The sequence below is a fragment of the Hydrogenispora ethanolica genome (assembly GCF_004340685.1).
Lineage (GTDB): Bacteria > Bacillota > UBA4882 > UBA8346 > UBA8346 > Hydrogenispora > Hydrogenispora ethanolica.
In genome coordinates, this window is record NZ_SLUN01000036.1 from 44,934 (window position 1) to 63,173 (window position 18,240).

General features: G+C 47.2%; 18 protein-coding genes, 1 other RNA gene and 1 pseudogene. 4 read left to right on the forward strand and 16 right to left on the reverse strand.

Features of this window, described 5'->3' with window-relative positions; translation table 11 throughout:
* Nucleotides 1-50: 50 nt before the first annotated feature.
* From EDC14_RS21645 to EDC14_RS21670, 6 genes are all read right to left on the reverse strand, one after another.
* The gene (locus EDC14_RS21645; RefSeq protein ID WP_132016408.1) at nucleotides 51-2,576 is read right to left on the reverse strand and encodes a DUF3794 domain-containing protein; all 2,526 of its coding nucleotides are present in this window, start codon (nucleotides 2,574-2,576) and stop codon (nucleotides 51-53) included.
* Nucleotides 2,577-2,740: 164 nt separating this feature from the next.
* Nucleotides 2,741-3,352 carry a CAP domain-containing protein gene (locus EDC14_RS21650; protein WP_132016409.1) on the reverse strand — a complete coding sequence of 204 codons (612 nt, stop codon included), beginning with the start codon at nucleotides 3,350-3,352 and terminating at the stop codon, nucleotides 2,741-2,743.
* Nucleotides 3,353-3,573: 221 nt separating this feature from the next.
* Nucleotides 3,574-3,831: a response regulator transcription factor gene (locus EDC14_RS21655; protein ID WP_132016410.1), complete on the reverse strand. Its 258-nt coding sequence runs from the start codon at nucleotides 3,829-3,831 to the stop codon at nucleotides 3,574-3,576.
* A 177-nt stretch (nucleotides 3,832-4,008) separates the two neighbouring features.
* Nucleotides 4,009-4,413, reverse strand: coding sequence for an acyl-CoA thioesterase (locus tag EDC14_RS21660; RefSeq protein WP_132016411.1), 405 nt, complete (start codon nucleotides 4,411-4,413; stop codon nucleotides 4,009-4,011).
* Nucleotides 4,406-4,768: a hypothetical protein gene (locus tag EDC14_RS21665; protein WP_132016412.1), complete on the reverse strand. Its 363-nt coding sequence runs from the start codon at nucleotides 4,766-4,768 to the stop codon at nucleotides 4,406-4,408. The genes EDC14_RS21660 and EDC14_RS21665 overlap by 8 nt, the downstream gene beginning before the upstream one ends.
* Nucleotides 4,769-4,835: 67 nt before the next feature.
* On the reverse strand, nucleotides 4,836-5,159 hold the full coding sequence (locus EDC14_RS21670) for a hypothetical protein (protein WP_132016413.1): 324 nt from the start codon (nucleotides 5,157-5,159) through the stop codon (nucleotides 4,836-4,838).
* Nucleotides 5,160-5,227: 68 nt separating this feature from the next.
* Here EDC14_RS21670 and EDC14_RS21675 point away from each other — a divergent pair, with 68 nt between their 5' ends.
* On the forward strand, nucleotides 5,228-5,953 hold the full coding sequence (locus EDC14_RS21675) for a PilZ domain-containing protein (RefSeq protein WP_132016414.1): 726 nt from the start codon (nucleotides 5,228-5,230) through the stop codon (nucleotides 5,951-5,953).
* Between the two features lie 81 nt (nucleotides 5,954-6,034).
* Here the strand turns inward: EDC14_RS21675 and EDC14_RS27600 are convergent, their stop codons facing one another.
* Both EDC14_RS27600 and EDC14_RS21680 read right to left on the reverse strand, forming a co-directional pair.
* Complete coding sequence (locus EDC14_RS27600) at nucleotides 6,035-6,169, reverse strand: hypothetical protein (protein WP_279388787.1); 135 nt, start codon at nucleotides 6,167-6,169, stop codon at nucleotides 6,035-6,037.
* A 15-nt stretch (nucleotides 6,170-6,184) separates the two neighbouring features.
* Entirely contained in the window at nucleotides 6,185-6,742 is a 558-nt protein-coding gene (locus tag EDC14_RS21680) for a hypothetical protein (RefSeq protein WP_132016415.1), read from the reverse strand.
* Nucleotides 6,743-7,124: 382 nt separating this feature from the next.
* Here EDC14_RS21680 and EDC14_RS21685 point away from each other — a divergent pair, with 382 nt between their 5' ends.
* Nucleotides 7,125-8,024 carry an outer membrane protein gene (locus EDC14_RS21685; RefSeq protein WP_132016416.1) on the forward strand — a complete coding sequence of 300 codons (900 nt, stop codon included), beginning with the start codon at nucleotides 7,125-7,127 and terminating at the stop codon, nucleotides 8,022-8,024.
* Nucleotides 8,025-8,211: 187 nt separating this feature from the next.
* Here EDC14_RS21685 and EDC14_RS21690 read toward each other — a convergent pair whose 3' ends face one another.
* Complete coding sequence (locus EDC14_RS21690; protein ID WP_132016417.1) at nucleotides 8,212-9,273, reverse strand: acyltransferase family protein; 1,062 nt, start codon at nucleotides 9,271-9,273, stop codon at nucleotides 8,212-8,214.
* Between the two features lie 260 nt (nucleotides 9,274-9,533).
* Nucleotides 9,534-9,710: non-coding RNA, 6S RNA (gene ssrS / locus EDC14_RS21695), on the reverse strand.
* Between the two features lie 381 nt (nucleotides 9,711-10,091).
* On the opposite strand from ssrS, the gene EDC14_RS21700 reads away from it, so the two are divergent.
* Nucleotides 10,092-10,691, forward strand: coding sequence for a cell wall hydrolase (locus EDC14_RS21700; RefSeq protein ID WP_132016418.1), 600 nt, complete (start codon nucleotides 10,092-10,094; stop codon nucleotides 10,689-10,691).
* Between the two features lie 240 nt (nucleotides 10,692-10,931).
* Nucleotides 10,932-11,270, forward strand: coding sequence for a thioredoxin family protein (locus tag EDC14_RS21705; protein WP_132016419.1), 339 nt, complete (start codon nucleotides 10,932-10,934; stop codon nucleotides 11,268-11,270).
* A gap of 185 nt (nucleotides 11,271-11,455) precedes the next feature.
* Here EDC14_RS21705 and queF read toward each other — a convergent pair whose 3' ends face one another.
* The 6 genes and pseudogenes from queF to tnpB form a co-directional block, all read right to left on the reverse strand.
* Nucleotides 11,456-11,857 carry a preQ(1) synthase gene (gene queF / locus EDC14_RS21710; RefSeq protein WP_132016420.1) on the reverse strand — a complete coding sequence of 134 codons (402 nt, stop codon included), beginning with the start codon at nucleotides 11,855-11,857 and terminating at the stop codon, nucleotides 11,456-11,458.
* The gene (locus EDC14_RS21715) at nucleotides 11,847-12,548 is read right to left on the reverse strand and encodes a queuosine precursor transporter (protein ID WP_132016421.1); all 702 of its coding nucleotides are present in this window, start codon (nucleotides 12,546-12,548) and stop codon (nucleotides 11,847-11,849) included. The genes queF and EDC14_RS21715 overlap by 11 nt, the downstream gene beginning before the upstream one ends.
* A 164-nt stretch (nucleotides 12,549-12,712) precedes the next feature.
* Nucleotides 12,713-13,564 carry a DegV family protein gene (locus EDC14_RS21720; protein ID WP_132016422.1) on the reverse strand — a complete coding sequence of 284 codons (852 nt, stop codon included), beginning with the start codon at nucleotides 13,562-13,564 and terminating at the stop codon, nucleotides 12,713-12,715.
* Between the two features lie 302 nt (nucleotides 13,565-13,866).
* Complete coding sequence (locus EDC14_RS27605; protein WP_132016423.1) at nucleotides 13,867-15,822, reverse strand: PKD domain-containing protein; 1,956 nt, start codon at nucleotides 15,820-15,822, stop codon at nucleotides 13,867-13,869.
* A 650-nt stretch (nucleotides 15,823-16,472) separates the two neighbouring features.
* Nucleotides 16,473-17,982: pseudogene (gene tnpC / locus EDC14_RS21730) on the reverse strand (IS66 family transposase).
* A gap of 63 nt (nucleotides 17,983-18,045) precedes the next feature.
* Nucleotides 18,046-18,240: IS66 family insertion sequence element accessory protein TnpB (gene tnpB / locus EDC14_RS21735; protein WP_132016424.1), on the reverse strand; the 195-nt coding region annotated here is incomplete at its 5' end.

Sequence of the window (18,240 nt, forward strand, 5' to 3'; positions counted from 1 at the left end):
GTAGGGCAAAAAAAAGAGGTTAACCAGAGAGATTAACCTCTATATCTTGTTTATACCAGCTGAACGTCGGTTACGACTTCCACGGGCACTGGATTTGGATTCCCGCTCCCTACGACAATTAAGGGTATCACTTGTTTCGTTACATTGCCGATGCCTGGACCGCTGACATCCGTCACTACATCGATTTCTTGAGTCACAGTGCCACCGCCGGAGACCAGGACGTTCGCGATGACCCGCAACTTCGTTTGGACGATTCCCGGTCCGCTCACATTGGTGACCACCGTAAATTGCTGTGGACTTTGAGTGGTTGATTCTACAACGGCTTCAAGCACGATCAGTTGATTCGCCGCAGAACCGGAATTCACCAGCTTAAAGGAGATATCTTCGATGTTGACCGTAACTCGGATGACCTGATCTTGCGAGATCCCCGGGATACTGACCAGGATTGAGAAAGGAATCTGTTCGGAAATGCTCCGTACTACATTGTCGGCATTGACGAAAACCACGGTTTTGTCGACGATCCCTTCCACCAGAACACCGTCGGGAATGACTTGGGCCGAAAGATTGGTAACGTTTGCGATGATCTCTTTTATTTTAATCGCAGCTTCCGGTAGTTCAACCAGAACATTGGTGACGATCTGTCCTGGAATGACAATCGTTTCGGTGCTGATTGTGACGGGACTGACCGGGGTCACCGGAGTCACCGGCGTAATCGGTGAGACGGGTGTAATCGCTTCCTCGGCAACTACCAAAACCTGGGTGGTATTCTCCCCGATTACTTGCTCCAACTTGAAGAGGGGACCCGTACCGATTACTAAATTCAACTGTACTTCTCTGGTTACTACAGCCTGTATTGCAATGATTACTTTCTGTCTTAACTGGGTTGTAGTAAGCAACTCAAAGAAGACCGCTTCGATCTCCGTGGTCAGGTGAACCGAATCAGAGGATGTAGCGCCAAGGATATCCAGGAAGACGGAAAACGGAACGTCTTCAGCCTGATGGTATTCAATATTATCTGTCCCAATGAAAAAGATCTGTTTGTGGATTATCCCTTGGACGATAACCTTATCTTTGATGACGTGGGTCTCCAGATCGCAGAGCTTGGAAACGATCTCCCGGATCTTCAACGCCGGTTTGAACAGAGTTAGCGTGGTGTCGCTTAGATCCTGAACCCGGTTTTCGCCGACGAACTCTTCGACTTTGAAGAGCGGGCCGTCTCCCAGCAATACCGGGAGCGTAATGTTCTCCGTCACTTTGACAAAGAACTCCAGGACCGCTTTTTGCCTCAAGAGGGTTGGAGTAATCAGTTCGAAGAAGATTCCTTCGATGGTTGAATGGACTTGCACATCCATTCCCGGGGTTACGCCTGGGACATCGACAAACAAGCTGAATGGTAAGTCTTCTCCCTGATGGCGGCCCAAGTTGGCGGTGTCCACAAAGAAGATCTGCTTGTGAAGAATCCCTTGAATAATGACCTTGTCTTTGATGATTTCTGTCTCAAGATTGCAGATTTTTCCGACAATCTCATCGACTTTAATCGCCGGGGCGCCCAGTGTTATGTCGGCTTCGACCAATGTCTGGTTTGTATTCTCCCCGACCACCTGCTTCACAAAGAGTAATGGCCCATCTCCGGTTTGCAGGTTAGCTTGGACTGTCTCGGTAACCTTGACGAATACCTGGATGATTATTTTTTTGGTCACCGATAAACCGTTCGGAGCCAGCTCGGTGATGATCTCCTCGATAACCGCCGACACATCGGCGTTCATGCAAGGCTGGGCGCCGGGAACGTCAATAAACGTACTGAAGTGGTCATCGCCGGCTAAATGATGGACAATGCCGTCCGTGCCGACAAAGAATAATTGTTCGTGGACGATCCCTTGGACGATAACTTTGTTTGAGATAATTTCGGTTGTCAAATCACAGATTTTACCTACTACGTTTCGAATCTTTATCGCGCTTAAAGGCAGATTCACCGTTTGGGCCAGTTGGACCTGGTGCAGCGCCTGCAGAGATTCAACCGCTGCCGGTGCATTGGTATTGGTCACCACGTTTGCCGACGTTGGTTGAACCGTAACTGTTCCGCCTTGCATATTTTTTACCGCTGGTTCGTCCTGATCTTCGGATTGGAGTGACTGACTTTGATCAGTTGCCTCTTCGCTTGTTTCGCTTGAAGTACTGGCTGTCTGTTGGGAACGTGCTGCTGTCTTCTCTTTGGAAAGAAATTGTACCTTTATCTTACTGACCTCAACCGGACCTAACGGCCGAGGATCAAGAGCGATATCTGGAATTTTGCCGACCTCAATCTGACCCATGGATTGAGGCTCCAAGTCTGTATCTATTTTTTTCTCTGCCTGAGAGACGGTTAACTGTTCAGCGGTTGCTTGAGTTTTCTTCTTTTTCTTGGAAGGCTTTTTTTTCTTTTTTGTCTCTTCTGCCTTTTTGGGGGGTTGCGGCTGGGTAAGCTCTTCTTTGGTTTCTTCGGCTTTTGCTATCGTTTTTTTACTCTTTTTACTGGACTTTGTTTTTTTAGTCTCCTTTTTCAAACTAACGTCGTTTTTAAGGTCATCCGTTTCCACTTGATTACCTCCTTTCGTGACTTCGGCTGTTGGGGCCGAATATTTGAAAGGTTTCAAATTCTAATTCATTATATGCAAATGTCCAAGTGTGTGCTATCCGGTAAAGAAAAACCGCGGCACTAATGCCGCGGTCCTATATGCCATATAAAATATTGGATATTTGCTCAATCGACCAGGATCTCGGTAATCATTTCACCGAAGGGGCCGCCCTTGACGATCCCAACTCCGATTCGGGTAAAACGGGGATTCAATAGATTGCCGCGATGAGAGGAACTGGACATCAGCCGGGCGTGCGCTTTCCGATAATTCGGAGCGCCGGTCAGGTTTTCGGCGACCGCCTGATAAACATAACCCGCTCGTTTCAATTGATCATATACGGTACCCAGTCGTTCGGAAATATGGCCGAAATAGTTTTCGCTGACCATATCCCGGCTCTTGGCTTGAGCCAACTTCACCAAAATCGGATCAATCTCCAGTTCCGGCAAACCAGTGTGCGATCTTTCCTGGTTAATCAGAAGAACCAGTTCTTGCTCCTCACGGGTTAAAACTGACACTTCATGAAAACTGGTTACCCTCTTTCCGGATGAAGCCGCCAAACTCGAAGCTGGTGGAGAACCTTGGGTGGTAGATTTCGGGCTTGGATCGTTGGTACGTACCAAAACTGCTGTTTGTGCTCGAACGATGGATGAGTAAGTGAGTACGAATGTGAGTGCGATGAATGCTGGATAAATAAGCGTGGTTGGTTTAAGTGATTTTGCAGTGTTCGGTTGCGACATGGCTTGCTCCTTTAAATTGGTCGGTAAGTTGCTGCGTTGATTGGTTGAATGTTTTTTTGAATGTTCTCCGAAAATCAGCTTAACTATTTCGGTTGATAGAGTATTTCACCTAAATCGGCAAAAAACCTTTATGTAAAATAGGGAAAACGCGGCACGGTATTCCAAAAAGAAATATGGGCCATTCTCAGCCCATATTTTTTTAATAATTTTCGCTCTTAACCTTATTGCTCTTCCTTAGGTTTCACCTCAATTAGCCCTTCCCTGATTGCGTAGAGAGCGATTTGAGTCCGATTGGCTAAACCCAGTTTCTTGCGGATGCTGGTAATATAGTTTTTTGCTGTTTTTTCGCTGATAAAAAGTAATTTACCGATCTGCCGATTATCTAAACCTTGGGCTACCAAGGGTAAAATTTCTTTTTCCCGTGGACTCAACCTCTCGACTGGATCAGGACGGCAGTTACCATTCGTTAACGGTGACATGCCACTCCTCCTCCAACCAGCACTTCTCCAGGAACAAAAAAATATATAAAACAGAAAAATGTTTACTTAGAGAAACAATAACGAATCTGCAATTATCCCGTCGAAGTGGGTATACTTTCTGCTACATGATATGTCGCTGGTTATTAACCTGTGAAACAACCTATGGACTAAGTATTTTCACATGAAAAGTTGTTGAAGTCTCTTCGTTGCAGCGCGGTTAATTTTGTGATCGAGTCCTATACAAACATGCTTGGTGAATCCGGTGGCCAAGATTAGGCCATCCGCCATGTTTTTGACAATATAATCGAAACGAAAAGAAACTCCCTTCTCACGGCGTAGGGTGGTTTCTATCTCCACCAAGTCATCGTAATGAGCTGGGTGGTGATATTGAGCGCCGGCTTCCACCAGAGGAAGCAGCCAACCTTTTGCTTCACAATCCCGATATGTCAAACCTTTCTGGCGCATCCACTCGGTCCTTCCCACTTCAAACCAGATGAGATAGACCGAATGATGCACAAAACCCATATTATCAGTCTCTTGATATCGTACCCGAAAACTCGTTTTACAACTTGCCTCATTCATGGTGGTTTTCTCCAATTACTGTATTCATTCCAACTTCAAACTGTTCGAGACAGAATAGAACCTTCTTTATTATTCCGGCCTTTTGTGGAGGAAGCGCCGTAAAATCCAGCTGTTGCATTCGCCCTTTTAGAAACTGCACTTTCTCCAGGAGCTCACTGCTCTCCCTTAGCATCCGGTCCGCCGGGGACTGCTCGCTCTTTCGCAATTCATTTTCAACCACGGCCGATTTGATAAATTCACTCAAATTGGCTTCCGGCGACAAATTGCCGACGATTTTAAGAAAGGCTTGATCCAATTCGGTCCGGGCGCCGGCCCGAAACCGAAATTCTCGAGGTTTAATACGCGGCTTCCACATTGGAAAACTCCTTCAAATGCAAATTTTAATCGGGTAATTATTCATTCCGCCTGGTTCGATATTTATCCTACCCAACGTCATGATAACCTTTTCCAAAAAAGATCTCATATTCTATTATAAAATGAGAATGGTAATTCCGCAAACTCAGAAATAAAACATTCGCCTCTGGAAGTAATCGTCCTCTACCGTTTTTATCGCCGCAGTTTTTCAGAAAATAAGATTGCGGATTTTCACTTTCCTTCCATTGGACTTGAGAAAATATACGTTCAAGTATATAATTTTGGTAAAGAAAGCTTAAAAACGGAAGACTTATCAATTCCATCAACCGCAAATTCGATTCTTTTTGCTGAAATTTTTGACCCTTCCTTGCGAAAATTTCCAATTTTTTCACTGACCATATTGGCTTCCTAAAATAACGACGATGATCAAAATAAAAACTATGGGGGGCTAAACGACGCCATGTTAACCGGGACTGTCGAACGGCGGTCGTCTCACCACGATCGCTTCAAAACCGAGCTGACGATGCGCTTCGAAAAGAAAAATCGGGAGATGATTACCGCTCAAATCACCACGATCAATGCTCAAGGCATTCAATTTCATCTGCCCTGGGGCGTAGACCTGGCAGGAGATTCGGAGAGGCTGGAGACTGTATTTAACCTGCCTTTGATCGGACAGATCCGCGTCAGCGGAGAGATCCACCAGTTACGATTGGGGATCGATACTGATTTGAACCGGGTTGTCTATTACGAAATTCGTTTTTTGAACCTTTCCCCCGAACAATGGAATTATATTTATGATTATTCGAAAGGTAAAAACCGTTCCGAATGGAATTCTCCGCTCCCGGAGACCGCTTTTCATCAGGAAAGAAAAGATTTTCGAATCGCGGTTCAAATTCCGGCCGATTTTTTTAGAAATGGAAAAGCGCCGGTGTCAGGGATGGTCGAGGATTTAAGTTACGGCGGAATTAAAGCGACTGTGCCCGAAGAATTTTCCGAAGCCGAGGAGGTCAAGGTGACGATACACCATGCCGAGCTCACCATCGAATTGAAAGGGATCTGCGTTTGGTGCAGGAGCTCTCTGGAGGAGCGGGACTCGGATCAAGCCCTTATCGGCGTCTCCTTTCAATCGTTAGACTCGGATAACTTTACCAAACTGCGCAGTCTCCTCTTCCATGCGATTCAGTAACGCAGTCCTTGAGCGAAAAAAGGGTTGTCAAGTTTTGAACCTGGCAACCCTTTTTTTACTTCGAACGGACAACCGCTCGGTTTACTTCTCCTTCTTCTTTTCCAGCTGTTTTTCTTCCTTAACGGCCTTGGAATGTTTCAAGTCGTCAATGGCCAGAAAAACCACAACACCGGCAGCAGCAAGGAAAAATACTCCGACAATGATGCCAACTATCATGATTCAAACGCCTCCTTATTTTTCCACAACAAAAAATTTCGTGAAACGATGGGAGGCTGCAGGCTTTTCTGAGCAAGTACGCGACAAAAGATAAAAAATGGCAAATAACAAAATAACCAGAATCGCAACTCCGTCGTTTTGAGCGGCGGAACCTTTCGCCAGATCGGAGTTGCTTTCAATTGGGCATAATTTTTTGATTTTGCCGACAATATTCTTCAGCGAACTTAATAATGCGTATAAACTCGAACGCTCATGACCATGGGTTATGGTCTGAATGCTCTCAACCAGATCCGCATATAGGCGGATGACATCGGAGTCGGAAGTCAGCTCCCTGCTCGCGAATAGCCCAATAAAGGCCATGTTCAGGAACAACATCGCGATGGCGAAAACGATAAAAAAAGTTTTATAGGAGCAAATCCGGGCAGAGAGCAAGTTTTCCTCCGGGTTCAAAAGTTTGGGACCCGCGTGTGGCGAAAAAATCAACTCGAACCACAGGCGATCAGAATCATTATAGCCATTCGGCGAGACCGAGTCAATTCCATAAATATTCTCAGCGTGGGACGACGTCCGCACTACCGCTCCACTCCCGTTCCGGGTTTTTGGGGCTCGCTCCGCTCTACATTTCAACCCCGGATACCGGCAATGAAACCATTGTCACTATTTAAAAATGTAATAAATGGGGTTTCTTTTTTGTTTTATATAACAAATCGAACAAAGTCATTTTGAGCCTGGGCAATTCATTTTGGAAATTCTAAATTTTTCATTGCTAGGAAGAACATTAATTTTTCAATGAAAATATGGAAATTGCTAAGATTTATATCATTATTTATATTTGTAATCTCGAAAACGGATTTATGAATGATTTTTTATTTTATGAGGCTTTACAATACATATAATGGATATTCAATATTTGATGAAGTATGTTATAATACAGACCATTGGGAGGGGTTTTTTGATGAAAACGATCGTAACGACGTTTACCTCGGTCTTCATTTTCATGACGTTCGCCACTGCAACCCTAGCGGCTCCCGGACCCTCATGGCAACTCTCCGCCCAGCAATGGAAGGTTGACGGCTCTTTTAATTATGATCTACATTATGAGGACTCATCACAATTGCTATCCAAAGTCAGCCTGCCTCAAAAACAACAGATGACACTCTTCGGACTCCAATACAATTTTGGCAACGGTAAAAACTTCATCCGGGGACAATACGGCCAGACCGGCCTCGGCAATAAAGGCAGAGGTTATGATAAGGATTGGACCATTCCCGGCCTGGATATATTGACGGATTACGGCGATATGACAGCCTATGGCCGCCAGAAGGTGCTGTCGGTCGATATCGGCAGGACGCTGGTGGAAAACGAGCGTTTTTCGAGCGCTGTTTTTGCCGGTTGGGGCCGGCAAGACACCAGCAACAAGCTGAATGATGTGGTTTATCATCTTTCGGACGGCATTCCCGTCGGTAATCTGACCCAACCCGACGATGGAAGTTATCTCAATGGCAAGCTCAGCGGCCCGCGCATCGGAATTGACAATACCATCCGTTTCAACTCGAAGCTGGCGATGTCGGCAGGGGTCAGCGTTGCATATCTTTCGGCCAAAGCCTATGGCCATTGGGCCAATCACACCCCGGCCTGGGACTGGATCGACACCGGTAACACCTTGGGGGTTGAAATGAATGCCGGTCTAACCTACGCCATCAACCCTAATTTTACCGCCGAATTAGGCTACTCCGATCAATACGCCAAAGCCACCGGCTGTAATGAAACGCTCAACGGCAGCTCCATTCCGGAAAAGGTCGATCTGGAATTTGCGCAACACGGCTTCCGACTGGGCATGAATTACCGGTTTTAATTGAAACGTTCCTTTGAAATGTAAGTTTTCTGCTTTCGTCCGAAAAAATAAAAAAACAAGCCGCTTCCGCTCTCCGGATGAGCAGAAATGCTTGTTTTGGCCTGGGGGCTGTAACGCGAAGAAGGCCATCCCTCTTTGGGCGAGGGAATGATAACCCCCGTTTCTCCGGCGGAACACGGTGATGCGCTCAATGGGAAATGGGTGGAGTGGTCTTGTGGAATAATTGGTAAAAAGGCTTTTTCCCGATGATATACGGGAATTTTTTATTGAGATAGATGCCCAGCAGCAACGAGAGGGCGATCGCCAAAATGCTCGATAAAAAGCCATACAACCGGGTATCGGTATTCACATAGCCGTCCAGCAGGTTGTTGAATACCTGCAACAGCGGCTTGTGAGTCGCCAAAATGATCAGGGTATTCATGCCGAGGTGGTTGAAGACGTGAATATATTGCAATTTGTATCCGATTATCAAAAAAACCGCGATCCCCGTCAATGCTGAAATATAAAATAAAAAGTAATTGCCCAGTAAATTGCCGGCCATATTCACCCGTTGAATCTCGGCCAGCCGGGTATTTAAATAGGCCGTAGCAATATGAATGATCTCGCAGGCTACGATGACCCAAACGAGTTTTCTGCGTTTCACGTCGTTGAGATGCTGCAGAAAATTGCATTTTTTTATCGAATATCCCAGCCAGTAAAAGACCAAGCCCGAAAGGGCGATATCCGACTGAAAGAGCAAATCGAAGCGGGCCAGGCTTAAGCGATAACCGATCAGCGACAGACCCAGGATGACCCCGCATTGAACCGCGGGGTGTTTCAGGTAGCGATCCAGCACCAAAAAAATGATGCTGACCACTAAGATGCAGGTTAGAAACCAGATCGGATTATTTCCCCCGTTGTCCGCGGAACCTGTCAGGAGCGACTGAAGCTTCGGCAAATGGGTAGAGACACTTTCCAGGCGCCGGTCCAGCAGCATTTGAACCAAATAGAACATCCAGGACAATGCCGAAAACGTCAGGTACGGAATGTATAAAGCATTGATTTTAGAGAGGACGAATTGCCGGAAAGGTTTATCCTTATGAACGAATCCCGATAGGAAGAAGAACAAGGGCATGTGAAAAGAGTAAATGTAAATTGACCGCGGGGTCATCGTATGCCCCCACACCACCAGGAAAATGCCGAACCCTTTTAATAGATCGACGAAGTCAAAATGAGTATTCTTCGTTTGACTCACGTTAGAATTGTTCATGGCCTGCTATCACATTCAAAAAAGAATAGAATATATCCTCCGATTCCAAGTATGGTTTCATCATAAACCGGAGAATTTGACCTGTCAAACCCAATGCCTGAAGTGTTACATATCTTTAATTTTCAATGCCCGCCTCTAGCCCCATTGGGACGGACCGTGCCGGCAGTCAACGACGGAAGAAACGTCACAGTCGGATCGGAATCATAACGTGCTTCATTTTGCCACAAAAAAAACTTAAGTAGCAATTACTTAAGTTTTTTCTTGTATCCAAGACACCGTTGCCTCAGTTTTGACACCTATCTCTCGATAGGTGGGTGATCGCACAATTACTTCTTCCCTCTCCTCGGTTGTAGAGCCCGGAATCCGTAATTAAATATAAATCTCCCGTTTTTATAATGTAGGTTCAAAATTGAAGCTGACGAATACCTCAGAAAATTCATTTCCGTTCGACTCTTAATATATTACATAATGATCAGCCAACTGGCAACCGGAAAATTATGCCATCAAACTTGCTTGCGATCAGGGATGCCTTTGGGCTAAGGTTCCCATCCTATCAGAATGGATAACGGGCATTTGCCAAAACTTGTACTTTGACGCAACTTATTTCCCTTGCTATAATGACCTTCGCGGTTGAATACGGCACTTTTCTACAACTTTTTGGGAAAAACCGGCCTGTTTAACAACCAGGGAATCTTTTAGGTTAAGCGTTACGGTCGTATGTGTTGCAATGATGTTTTTGGATAATTTAAAACCTATCTCCTTAACTTAAATTGATAAGTGTAAAAAAGAAGATTTTCATACGGAAAGGAGCTATAACAATGAAAAAAGCGATGCTCATCATCGGAGCAACGCTCCTCATGTTATCATCCGGCGCTGCTTCTGTTCAAGCGATAGCGCACCATCAGATCCAAGGCGGGGAATCCTTATATTGGATTGCCCTTAGAAACCGAATCACGGTCTATGAATTGAAACAGGCCAATGGACTCAAAGGCGACCTGATTTACCCCGGAGAGAGATTGCTCATTCCGGTGCAGAAATCGAAAGTTTCACCAACCGCAATTGACACTCGTGACCTGACCTTGTTGGCCAGACTCATTACAGCCGAGGCGGGTGGCGAGCCTTTTGAAGGAAAAGTCGCCGTGGCGTCAGTGATCCTGAATCGTATCCACGATGCCAGATTCCCGGACAGCATCACCGGAAATGTTTTTAAACCGCTACAGTTTGAATCAGTTTCCAATGGCCTGATCTGGGCTGAGCCGGTCGCCGATTCGTATCATGCGGCCCAAGTGGCACTGCGTGGCTGGGACCCGACGGGCGGAGCGAAGTTTTTCTTTAATCCGGCCAAACTGAATGGTCCTTCATGGGTTTGGACCCGGACCATCGTCGATCGCATCGGGAATCATGTTTTTGCAATCTAGGCATTTTTCACTCCTCTCTATCAGGCGAGTTGGGCTGTTATGGCTCAACTTGCTTGTATCTTTTGGATACAGGTTCATGTTTTCATGGGAATACGGGTAAATTAAATCATCCGTTGGTGAAATGAACCCGGCTTCACACTGTACTTTAGGAAGAGGAAAAACCGGTTGGATAAAGAATATTCCCTTGATAAATCCTTGCCGCTCACCTGCCAATGAAAAGATTAAAAAGGAGATTCACCGATGAATGCCGTTCACACTTGTACCCAAATCCATCATGAAGCCCAACTCAACGAAGTCCTCGCGGCCCATGAACGAGTAGCCGTGCTTTTTTCCGCCACTTGGTGCCCGTTTTGCATCGCCTTTTTCCCAGTCTTTGATAGACATTGCGGCGCGAACGAGCAGGTTTTTCCTTGTGTACTCATTGACGACCGGGAGATTCTAATGGGCCACTATGACGTAACGGTCGTCCCGTCCGTCCTTTATTTTGTCAAAGGAAAACTAACCAAACGTCTCGATGGCCGTCTCGGAGTCGGGCTGACCGAAAGCCAGTTGCAGAATTTTATGAGCAGCTTGGGATAGGGGAATGCCCGGATGTGAGAGGAGCCATGGTGCTAGTTTCAATTCTTTTTGAGATACAACCATGCTGCGCGTTTTCGAAAAGATTCTTCCTCCCTGTCATAAAATTGTATTTTTTACGACCAAAAAACCACCGCGTTCTTTCTACGGTGGTTTCGAAATTTGACTACTCTGAAAGAAAGCTTGTTTTACTTACCCTCAAGAACATCCCCGGCAGCCGCCACGGCCTTAATAGTGATTCCGCCGCGCGGTTTTTGGCTGACCGTAACCCGGCACCAATGAGGTTTACAGGCTTCATAAACGTCCTGGGCGATCTGTCCGGCCAGTGCCTCGCAGAATGCTCCATCCTGCCGGAAACTCCAGAGATAAAGCTTGAGGCTTTTGCTCTCGATACAAAACTGATCCGGCTCGAACTCGATGGTTACTGTTTCCCAGTCGGGCTGGCCGGTAATCGGGCAGAGGCTGGTCACCTCATCGCTTTCAAGGATCACTGTTTGGACCCCGGGCGGTTTAGGGAAAGTCTCCAGGCGACGCGAAGGTTCACGGACTACTTTTCCCAAAGCCTCAAATGTCAAATCATTAGGGTTCATGGCGCACCTCCAACGAAAAAGGGTTATAGCTGACGCTGTCATCGAAAACATCCAAACCTTCGTGGCGCTTTACTCGATTGACGGCCCAGTAAGTCAAAGGCGTTGCTAACGCTTCATAGCAGACTTTCCAGAGATATTGGGCTAAAATCATTGTGCCCAAAACCGGTGGCGGCATCAATCCCCAAAAAGCAATGGTAATAAAGACCAAAGTATCGATACCTTCGCCCACTGCCGTTGATCCGAGAGTCCGCATCCAAAGCCGGCGCCCGCGGGTCAGTCGCTTCATTTTTGATAAGACAACCGAGTTGGCAAATTCCCCTCCCCAATAACCGAGCAGGGACGCCAGCACCAGTCGCGGTGCAAAACCTAAAACTGTTTGGTAGGCGGCTTGATCCTTCCAAAAGGCCGGATGCGGCAGTACGACGGTCAGCATGAAGACGGCCGCCATCAATAAATTGGCGAAGAAGCCGCACCAAATCGCGAGGCGTGCCCGTTCGAAACCATACACTTCGGTCAAAATGTCACCGAAAATATAGGTGATCGGGAACAGAATCACCGCGGCAGGCAATGGGATGCCAAAAACAGTAATCAGTTTTCCGGCGATAATGTTGGAGAGGATCAGGCAGGTCACAAAGGTACTTGTCAATAAAAGAAATAACGGGGAGATCGCGGGAATCTTTCGAGTGCTCATGATTACATTCCTCCAGTTTTGTTAAGGCGGGTTAACTGCAGCAACCGCCAGATATCCTTTCGAGACTCTTCGGATGGGATAAGATCATTCTACGCGGATAACGTTCAAATTATCAGCAGGATTGAAAAACGGTCTTCGTAATTTTAAATACCCAGGCTTGCTGGTTATTTCAAGGTATAATAAGCCATTCCAACGGTTCCCGGTCCGACATGGAGGCCAATGACCGGTCCGATCGGACAGATCGGTACTACAACCTGCAAGGCTTCTTTTAAAATATCGGCAATATGCAACGCTTCGATCTCGTTATTAATATGGTGAACCACGACATCACCCAATCCCTTGGTGCGCACATCTTCCAGCAGGATTTTGATCATGGTCTCCATCGCCCGGCCCTTGGTGCGGACCTTTTCCAAAACCGCCGCTTTACCCTCAATCACGGTAAGGATCGGTTTAATCTGCAATAGGGATCCCAATAACGCACTGGCGCCACCGATACGCCCCCCTTTGCGAAGATATTCAAGAACTTCCGGAGCGAAAATGAGACGGCTTCTTTCCAGGACACGTTTCACGCGTTCAATCACAGCCACAAATAATTCCCCCGCTTTGGCGGCTTTGGCGGCTGCTAAAACCGCCAGCCCCATCTCCATGGCGGCGGTGCGTGAATCGATCATCTCAACTTGAGCCTCCGGATATTGTTCCAGCAATTGGTCCCGGACCAACAACGCTGAATTATAGGTCCCGCTCAGTTCGGCCGAGAGGAAAACTCCAATCACCGGGCGCCCTTCCCGAATCGGTGCGACAAACGCTTCATAAAGTTCCTGCAGCGATGGTTGCGATGAAGTAGGAATTCGGGAACTTTCCGCCATCTTCCGATAGAAAGTATCGTTGTCGAGCGCTTCTTCCCGAAAAGACTCCGTTTCAAAAGTTACACTCAGTGAAACGACCTTGATTCCGTATTCTTCCCGCAAATCCTGGGGAAGATAGGAAGTACTATCGGTAATGATTTGAACAGTCATTCACTCGTCTCCTTTATCTGAACGGATATCTGAACGGATTGTTTGATGCAATGGTTATAAAAAATATTTGGCTGTTGTGAATGCAAACTATTCTTATTATATCGGATTCCGAATGAAATGGAAGCTTTTTTTTGCAAATTTGCCATTTTGAATATTTTGCCAAATAAATTTGGGGTTGTGGGCGATCGATTAGAATTGAATGCGCTAAATTGAAAGCCGCCATGCATAGATACATAGCGGCGTTTTGAATGAAAATTGCTGGAATTACAAACTCATTTTACCGGAAAATTTAGCGAATGGACTCACTTCACGGTAACTTTAAAGCTTTTTCTCTCCTTCAGCCCCAGGACGGGATCTTCAATGGAAATGATCGCGGTATACGTTCCCGGCTTTTCGAAGACATGTTGCAGATCGGGGGTCGTCGCCTGGGTGCCGTCGCCGAAATCCCATAAGTATTTGAGGACAGGACTCGTCTCCCCTTCCTTGTCCCCCCAGGCTCTGCATTGTACTGTGAACGGCGCTTTTCCGGAAGTCGGTTGCAGTGAAGCCGTCAACCGTAATTTCGGCATCTTCGTGACGATCTGCAGGGAGGTCTCGGCCTTGTTCTCCGGATGCAACCGGTCTTGAACCACCAGCTTTACCGTGAAGGTTCCTTCCCGGGTATAGGTATGGCTGGGATTCTGATCGAAACTGGTGGCTCCATCGCCAAAGTCCCAACGATAAAGCGGTTCACTGGGCGAGCCGGTAATACTCGTTTGCGCCGCGAAATTGACCTTGAACGGAATCAAACCATTGTCAGTGCTGGCTGTGGCCACTGGTTTTAACTGAGGAGCCTCCGCTTTTATTTTAATAACGGCTGAAGATAAATTCCCGGGATGCAAACGGTCGGAAACTACCAACAGGACATCGTATTCGCCGGCTTCTTTAAAGATGTGAACCGGTTTGGCCTGGTCCGAATATTGCCCGTCCCCGAAATCCCAATGGACAGCGATATCACTGGGCGAACCCTTGACTTCCAAACCGGCATCAAACGCCACGGTCAGCGGAATCACCCCGGTATTGATAGACGCTTTGGGACTGAGACCAATCTGGGGCGGCAGCGCCTTTACCCAAATCGTTTCGTCCGGGATGGGCAGCTTGGGATGGAGCTTATCCACAGTATGTAACACGATTTTGTAATCGCCCGGTTCGGTAAAGGTGTGCTGGAATGTCGCATCTGCGACGAGCTCCCCTGCAATATCCCAAGTGTATTGCAAATCCGTCGGGTTCCCCGTAATCTGCGGGTTTACATTGCCGGTGACCTCCAGCGGGACAGGGCCGGTGGTTAGCGGCGCCACGATTGGATTCGGCCGGATATTCAAAGGAGCAGCCTCAACTAACCAGGATTTTCGATACGTATATTGATCCACTGCCGCAGTCAATGTCAAGAAGTACTTTCCGGGTTGGGTGTAGGTATAGCTCGTTTGCGGGCCTTCCAGAATCGTTCCGTTTCCAAAATCCCAGGTGTAATTGGCCTTTTGGCCGTAATTGACCACCGCGTTTACTTCGGCGTTTACCTGCAACTCCACCGTTCCTTGCAACGGACTAACCTTCGGATTCATCGCAACCAAAGAAGGGACTTCCAGATCAAAATAGAACTTTCGGCTGTTTGCCCCACCCTTGGCTTCGAGGATCACTGGCATTTTCCCGGCTCTATCGAATTGGATTGTAACCGGATTGCCGCTACTCGGTTGCCGGCCGGTCCAAAACCAAGTCCAATCGGTGAAACCGTCCGGGCCGGAAGCTTCGAAGCGGAACGTATAGGGTTGATCCCCTTGCGTGTAACGAACCACGGCTTCAGTATATTGTAACTTTGCCTGTACTTCGGCACCGCTTTTGCTGAAAAAATTCGAATACTCTCCCGCCGATAACAACACTTTGTAACGGGTTCCTTTTGGAACGATTAAACTGCCATTTCCGGTGAAGAGTCGCCGGACTAGCGTCTTCTCGGTGGCACCCGGTTCGATAATGGCGAAATACGCCGCATCTTTCTCTGAAACCAGACTTTTTTTGGTGATGGTCAGGTCCCAGCTGAATAACGAATCGAAATCAAGGGGCTCTGCAGGAATCCACAATTCGGTTTTTTGTCCGGCTTCCGAGGCAGCTGCTTCAATGCTCCGTGAGATCTGGATGACATTGGGATCGCCACTAAAGGCGGTGGCAATCTGAAGCGAGCTACAAAGAAGAATAACCATCAGGAATAGGTAAAGCCGTTTCATATTAACCTCCTCGTCTTAATTTTTGATGAAGGAACCGCTGTCTTCAGATATCTTCAACAAAGAAACGGGTTTCCCTCTCGCAAATCTTGGAACTTTCACTCCTTTAAAATTGCAATACGGATCCGGAGAAATTTTTTTCGATTCCGCAAATTGATTTTTTGATGTGGAGAATTGAATTTTTCATCTCAAGAATTGAACTTTTGAACGGAAAAATTAAAATATTGACCAGAAGAATCGGATTTTCCAGCTGAAGAATTAAATTTTCTATTTCAAAAATCGAATAATCGATCTTGCAAATTAAATTTAAGAGATCAATAATGAAAATTTTGAACGAAAAATGATGAAATGAAAATAATTTGTGGAAACGCGACAATCGCTATTCCAATTTACCATCAAGAGCTCATACTATAAATGTTGCAAGCTGTAACCTTATGGGGCCCCAAACTAATACCGGTCCCCCATCCCCGATAACGTTTCTGAAGCCTTCCGGTATCTTTTTTGAGGTTTGAAAGTTTGGGGTTTTGACAAGACCTTCGTTTTCTCTCAAGGGGGTCATGTGGCAGGACGCGCAGGCAAAGGCGGGCGAAAACAATCGCTGGTATTATTTTCGGCTGAAATATCCCGGTTATTGGTAACCGTCAATCCAGGGGTCACACCCTCCAGGGCAAGAGATTTTCGACGCGCGCGCCGTTTGGAGCCTGGGTGAAAACTTTTGTGGTATTCAAAAGGCACAAGTCCATTTTCCTTGGCGGAAACAATGAGGCTGTAATAGACCGCACTAGCCCTCGCACCGTTGGGCGTGTTGGAAAACAGCCAGTTCTTACGGCCCATAACAAAGGGACGAATCGAGTTTTCCGCGCGGTTGTTACTGATTTGAAGCCGTCCGTCCAGCAGGTACCGTTCAAGATATTCCCGCTGCGACGCCGCATAATACGCCGCCTTGCCCATAAGGGTTTTGGGCAAGACGCGGAGCGACCCAACCCACGTGTAAAATTCCTCAACCAGTGGCTTGCTTAACCGTTCGCGCTCTTTGAGACGTTCTTCAGGAGACAGCAAGGCGAACCGTTTCTCCAAATCAAACAGTTGATCACAATAGGCGACCCCTTTGGCGGCGTCGGACGAACCCCGTTTATCTTTCGGTAGTGTTTGCAGTATTTCGTCAAATTTCCGGCGCAGATGCGCCCAACAACCTACAACGGCAATCCCAGCGGGTAGCTTGTGGTAGCCTTCATAGCCGTCGGCATGGAGAAAACCGGAAAAATTTTTTAAAAATGTTTCCGGGTGGATATGTCTTCGGTCTGGCTGGTAGTCATACAGCACAATCTGGCGCTCCGCCACGCCGCTAGTACGGTAGAGCCACATGTAGCTCTTGCTCTGGGCAGGTTTGCCATCCTCATGCAGTACCTGAAGCTTGGTTTCGTCCGCATGAATGACTTGCTGCCCACATAATTGCCGCTTCATCTGTTTGTATATTGGCTCCAGCCAGTCCTCACAGGCTTTGATAAGCCAGTTGGACATGGTTTGGCGGGAAAGCAAAATGCCGTTTAGCGCCCATTCCTGTTCCTGACGGTACAACGGGCTACCCATCACAAATTTCTGGGTGGCGATGTGAGCGATCGATTCAGGTGAAGCGAACCCACCCTTGATGACGGGTTCAGGCATATCCGCCTTGACAATCGGCACTCGCTCGGAGAAACCCTCACAGCGGCGGCAGGCATAGACGTGCCGCACATGACGGACAATAACCGCCTGCGCCGGGATGATTTTAAGTTCTTCGCGGGTATCTTCGCCCATTTTATGCAGGGTGCAACCGCAGTCCGGACAGGCGCGTTTTTCTTCCGACAGTCCGTGTTCGATGATCTCGACCGGTAAATCCTCCGGCAGTTTGTCGGTGATTAGGCGGGTTTTCTTACGGTAATGCGCCCTAACCTCGGTGATTTCCGGCTCCGGTGCGGTCAAATTCGCAGACTGCTCCGCCTCGTTGAATAGGTAAAGCTGATCAAGATGGGTTTGTTCGCTTTTGGCGCCGAATTGTTGATGCTTTGCAAGGCGAAACTGTTCCATAAGCCACTGGACTTGATCCCGTAGCTGCTCGTTTTCCGCCTTTAATGCTTCATTGGTTTTGAGTAAATTTTCTATCGAAATCTCTGGCGTTTCCATACGTTCATTATACCGGGAAACCCGCATGAAATCAACGAAATCAGGCATTTTACCCCTGATATGCTATGAAATTTTACGCTCGAAAAGCTCGCTGCGGCGTAGCTTTTTTTCCAGCTTTGCGCCGTCAATCAGGCAGGATAATTCAGCGCTGTTCAAGACCATGGTGGCCTCATTGTCTGATGCAGGCCAGCGGAAATGCCCGCGCTCCAGCCTCTTGAAATACAGCCAGAAGCCATCGCCGTCCCATTCCAGTATTTT

Excerpts from the sequence above, each read along its gene's own strand:
- EDC14_RS21720 (WP_132016422.1), bottom strand. The coding sequence starts at position 13,564 with ATGACTGTTCAAATCATTACCGATAGTACTTCCTATCTTCCCCAGGAT.
- EDC14_RS21715 (WP_132016421.1), bottom strand. The coding sequence starts at position 12,548 with ATGAGCACTCGAAAGATTCCCGCGATCTCCCCGTTATTTCTTTTATTG.
- EDC14_RS21705 (WP_132016419.1), top strand. The coding sequence starts at position 10,932 with ATGAATGCCGTTCACACTTGTACCCAAATCCATCATGAAGCCCAACTC.
- EDC14_RS21660 (WP_132016411.1), bottom strand. The coding sequence starts at position 4,413 with ATGAATGAGGCAAGTTGTAAAACGAGTTTTCGGGTACGATATCAAGAG.
- EDC14_RS21655 (WP_132016410.1), bottom strand. The coding sequence starts at position 3,831 with ATGTCACCGTTAACGAATGGTAACTGCCGTCCTGATCCAGTCGAGAGG.
- EDC14_RS21665 (WP_132016412.1), bottom strand. The coding sequence starts at position 4,768 with ATGTGGAAGCCGCGTATTAAACCTCGAGAATTTCGGTTTCGGGCCGGC.
- EDC14_RS21690 (WP_132016417.1), bottom strand. The coding sequence starts at position 9,273 with ATGAACAATTCTAACGTGAGTCAAACGAAGAATACTCATTTTGACTTC.
- EDC14_RS21675 (WP_132016414.1), top strand. The coding sequence starts at position 5,228 with ATGTTAACCGGGACTGTCGAACGGCGGTCGTCTCACCACGATCGCTTC.
- EDC14_RS21685 (WP_132016416.1), top strand. The coding sequence starts at position 7,125 with ATGAAAACGATCGTAACGACGTTTACCTCGGTCTTCATTTTCATGACG.
- EDC14_RS27600 (WP_279388787.1), bottom strand. The coding sequence starts at position 6,169 with ATGATAGTTGGCATCATTGTCGGAGTATTTTTCCTTGCTGCTGCCGGT.
- EDC14_RS27605 (WP_132016423.1), bottom strand. The coding sequence starts at position 15,822 with ATGAAACGGCTTTACCTATTCCTGATGGTTATTCTTCTTTGTAGCTCG.
- EDC14_RS21650 (WP_132016409.1), bottom strand. The coding sequence starts at position 3,352 with ATGTCGCAACCGAACACTGCAAAATCACTTAAACCAACCACGCTTATT.
- EDC14_RS21700 (WP_132016418.1), top strand. The coding sequence starts at position 10,092 with ATGAAAAAAGCGATGCTCATCATCGGAGCAACGCTCCTCATGTTATCA.
- queF (WP_132016420.1), bottom strand. The coding sequence starts at position 11,857 with ATGAACCCTAATGATTTGACATTTGAGGCTTTGGGAAAAGTAGTCCGT.